The 3,746-nt window shown below is 72.9% G+C and carries 4 protein-coding genes and 1 pseudogene; 1 reads left to right on the forward strand and 4 read right to left on the reverse strand.

The genetic code is table 11. The annotated features are described in order from the left end of the window. Positions 1–108: 108 nt before the first annotated feature. The 4 genes from E1258_RS30905 to E1258_RS30920 all read right to left on the reverse strand — a co-directional run bounded on the left by E1258_RS30905 (position 109) and on the right by E1258_RS30920 (position 3,115). The gene (locus E1258_RS30905; protein ID WP_207919859.1) at positions 109–813 is read right to left on the reverse strand and encodes a VOC family protein; all 705 of its coding nucleotides are present in this window, start codon (positions 811–813) and stop codon (positions 109–111) included. A 209-nt stretch (positions 814–1,022) separates the two neighbouring features. Beyond that, a complete protein-coding gene (locus tag E1258_RS30910; protein ID WP_007075681.1) occupies positions 1,023–1,346 on the reverse strand; it encodes an antibiotic biosynthesis monooxygenase in 324 nt (107 codons plus the stop codon). A gap of 13 nt (positions 1,347–1,359) precedes the next feature. Then, entirely contained in the window at positions 1,360–2,157 is a 798-nt protein-coding gene (locus tag E1258_RS30915; RefSeq protein WP_132407322.1) for an exodeoxyribonuclease III, read from the reverse strand. Positions 2,158–2,194: 37 nt separating this feature from the next. Beyond that, the gene (locus tag E1258_RS30920) at positions 2,195–3,115 is read right to left on the reverse strand and encodes a proteasome assembly chaperone family protein (RefSeq protein WP_132407324.1); all 921 of its coding nucleotides are present in this window, start codon (positions 3,113–3,115) and stop codon (positions 2,195–2,197) included. A gap of 416 nt (positions 3,116–3,531) precedes the next feature. Here E1258_RS30920 and E1258_RS30925 point away from each other — a divergent pair. Further along, positions 3,532–3,746 (forward strand): annotated as a pseudogene (locus tag E1258_RS30925) (peptidase M23); the annotation flags it as partial.

Here is a 3,746-nt window from a genome sequence, read left to right on the forward strand (position 1 = left end):
TCCCTGACCCCTCCCACCCCAGGGGATCAAGAGGTTCACGTCCTCGTCGAGATCAACCCCGACGCGCCTCCCGTGACCACCGCGCGACACACACCTCGTCGTCGGCGGTCAGTTCGTCGTGACGCTGAACTCGTTGCCGTCGGGATCGGCCAGCACGACGGCACCGTCCGCAGCGGTTTCCAGCCGGGTGGCCCCGAGTGCGATCAGCCGGTCGACCTCCGCGTGCTGGTCGCCACCGGGCGGGGCGAGATCGAAGCGCTGCCGGTTCCGTGCCTTCTTCGGGGCCACGGGTGGGCCTCCCCACGCGACCTTCGTGCCACCGTGCGGTGACTGGACCGCGGTCTCCTCGTTCTGGTCCCACACCAGCGGCCAGCCGAGCGCCTCGCTCCAGAAGAGACCGACCTCGCGCGTGCCGTCGCAGGCGAGTTCCCCGAGCAGGCCGCACCCGGCGAGGAAGCCGTTTCCCGGCTCGATCACGCAGAACTCGTTGCCCTCGGGGTCGGCCAGCACGACATGCCCCTCCTCGGGGCGTTGCCCGATGTCGAGGTGGTCCGCGCCGAGGCCCAGCGCTGTCGTCACCAGGCGCTGCTGGTCGTCGTGGTCGGCGCTGGTCAGGTGCAGGTGCACGCGGTTCGGCCCGACCTTCTCCGCCTGGCTCGGGACGAACCGGAGGTTGAGCTGGGTGTCGTCGCCGGGCAGGAGCGCGCCACCGGCGTCCTCGACGACCTCCCGGCCGAGCATCCCGGCCCAGAACCGCGCAAGGCGAACCGCGTCGTGCGCGTCGGAGGTCACCGTGAGAAGTGGCGAGGGCATCACCGCACCGTAGCCACGGGCCGGCGGGCCAACAACCTGTTTCGGCTCACCGGCAGTGTTGGCGGATCGGGCCGACGGCCGACAGTGGCCGCGCGTGGGCGTCCCGGCTCGGCCTCCCGCCGGCCCTCCGCCGGGAAAAGGCGCGCGCCGGCGTGACCAGGAGGGTCGCGGGTCAGGGGTCGGCCCGAGGGCGTGGCCGCCCGCGCGGCTCAGGGCCGTTGGTCACCAGGGGCCGGCACCTGCTGGACCACCTCGAACTCCAGCAGGGTCGCGCCGGAGGCGACCTGGCGTCGCTGCTCGCCACCGGCGTGCGCGGCCCGGGACGGCCCGGCCGCCCACGCCTGGTACGCCTCCTCCGACTCCCACCGGGTGTAGACGAAGTAGCGCTTCTCGCCGCCGACCGGGCGCAGCAGCTCGAACCCGAGGAACCCGGGAGAGCCCTCCACCGCGCCGGCCCGGGCGGCGAACCGCCGCTCCAGTTCCTCGCCCGCGCCCTCGGGAACGTCGATCGCGTTGATCTTCACGACTGCCATGGCCCCACCCTACTCAGAACGTCTCCACGGCCGGGGTCAGGTCGGCGTCCACCACGACCGGGGCGTGGTCGGAGGGGGCCTTGCCCTTGCGGGCCTCCCGATCCACGTACGCGGCGCGGACCGCGCGGGCGAACGGCGCGGACGCGTACACCAGGTCGATCCGCATGCCCTTGTTCTGGTGGAACATCCCGGCCCGGTAGTCCCAGTACGTGTACGGGTGTGGCCCCTTCATCGGGGTGGGCACCACGTCGCTCAGCTCCAGGTCGCGCAAGGCCGCGAGGGCGTCCCGCTCCGCCGGCGTCACGTGGGTGGACATGGCGAACAGGGCCGGGTCCCACACGTCGGCGTCGGTCGGGGCGACGTTGAAGTCGCCGCAGACGGCCAGCGGCAGCCCGCCGGTCAGCTCCTGCTCCAGCGCGTCGCGCAGGGCGGCGAACCAGGCCAGCTTGTACGCGTAGTGCGGGTCGCCCGGGGCGCGGCCGTTGGGCACGTACACCGACCAGACCCGCAGCCCGGCGCACGTGGCCGAGATGGCCCGGGCCTCCGGCTCCGGGAAGCCCGGTTCGCCGGGAAAGCCGACCGTCACGTCGGCCAGCCCGGCCCGGGACAGGATCGCCACCCCGTTCCACCGGCCGTCGCTGTGGCTGGCGACGGTGTAGCCCAGCTCGCCGACCTCGGCCACCGGGAACGCCCCGTCGGGGCACTTCGTCTCCTGGAGGCAGACGACGTCGGGGCCGGTGGTGGCCAGCCAGTCGAGCAGGCGGGGCAGGCGGGCCTTCACCGAGTTCACGTTCCACGTCGCCAGGCGCATGCTCCTAGCCTGCCGCATCCCCGCCCCGGCCGCCGGGTCAGCTCCCCGGGGTGTCGCCCGGCCGGCCCTGCTCGGCCAGGAACCGCTCCAGCTCCGCGCCCAGCTCGTCGGCGGTCGGTAGCGGGCCGACCTCGGCGGCCAGCAGGTTCTTCTCGCCCCGCCCCCGGGCGAACGCGTCGTACTGCTCCTCCAGCGCCGCTACCAGGGCGGCGGCGTCCTCGGTCTGGGCGACCTGCCGGTCGATCTCCACCCGCACCACCTCGGCGGCCGAGCGCAGGCCGTCGCGGGGCAGCAGCAGGCCGGTGCTGCGCGACACCGAGGCGAGCAGCACCTCGGCGGCGGCCGGGTACTCGGCCTGGGCCACGTAGTGCGGCACGTGGACGGCGAAGCCGAGCGCGTCGCGGCCCTGTTCGCCGAGGCGGTACTCCAGCAGGTGCCCCACACTGCCGGGGACCTGGACGCGTTGCAGCCAAGGCTCGTACCCGGAGATCAGCTCGCGGCGGGTGGCGTGCGCGGTCACCCCGGTCGGACGGGTGTGCGGCACCGCCATCGGGATCGAGTTGAGGCCGACCGTGAGCCGGACGTCGAGCCGGGCGGCCAGCCCCGCGACGGCGGCCACGAACCGCTCCCACTGTAGGTCCGGCTCGGGGCCGGTGAGCAGCAGGAACGGGGTCTCGTCGTCGTCGTTCAGCAGGTGCACCCTCAGCGTCGGGGCGTCGTACTCCTCCCAGTGGTCCTCGACGAAGGTCATCGGGGGACGCCGGGACCGGTAGTCGTAGAGCTGGTCGACGTCGAAACTGGCGACCGGGCGGGCGTCGAGGGAGGTGAGTAGCTGCTCCCGGGCCAGCCGGGTGGCGTTTCCGGCATCGACGAAGCCGGTGAGAGCCTGGATCAGGACCGGCTGTCCGAGTTCGGGTAGATCGTCGGAAAGCTCGTAGAGCTCGTGTGGGTCGAGCACCGGTGCGGACCTCCCTGGGATGGCGCGTACGGGGCCGTGTCGCGCACGGCTCCCGGTTCGGGGAAACGTACCCGCCATCCTCGTGCATTCCTGCGCCGACGTTCCGGCGTGAGATCCATGATCACAATCAGGCAACGGCCCCGTTTCGTCGGGTGGCCCCCTGTGCTGGGCCGAACGGTGGTGCGGGGTCGGCCGATCGGTGGAGGGGGGCATCCGGGTGGGATCGCCCGATGTTCCGGGCGGTCATCGCCCTGCCGGGTGCCAGCCGGCCCGTACCGGAGGTTCGCCGGACTCGCCCCGTCCCTGCCGACTCGGGGCTACCGGTGCCCGGGCGTCCGGACTCGTGACCTGCCAGTGTGGCGAGGGCCACCCGATGAGCCTGGGTTATCCGGATATGACCTGCATAGCCTCGTCGGATGCGTGACGACGACACCCTCGACGACAAGCCCGAGCCCGACGCGGTGGCCGACCGTTCGGACGTTACCCCCTCGTCCGAACGGTCATCCACCACCATCGCCAGCGGCGCGCGCCTCGGACGCCGCCGGAACTCCCTCGCTGACCTGATCCGTACCCGCTCCGGGTGGCTGCGTAACCTCCCGACCCCGAACGGATCGGCGGCACGGCCGGTGGC

The organism is Micromonospora sp. KC207 (assembly GCF_004348615.1).
Classification (GTDB): domain Bacteria; phylum Actinomycetota; class Actinomycetes; order Mycobacteriales; family Micromonosporaceae; genus Micromonospora.

Coding starts and splice junctions, on each gene's coding strand:
- E1258_RS30915 (WP_132407322.1), bottom strand. CDS start 2,157: ATGCGCCTGGCGACGTGGAACGTGAACTCGGTGAAGGCCCGCCTGCCC.
- E1258_RS30910 (WP_007075681.1), bottom strand. CDS start 1,346: ATGGCAGTCGTGAAGATCAACGCGATCGACGTTCCCGAGGGCGCGGGC.
- E1258_RS30905 (WP_207919859.1), bottom strand. CDS start 813: ATGCCCTCGCCACTTCTCACGGTGACCTCCGACGCGCACGACGCGGTT.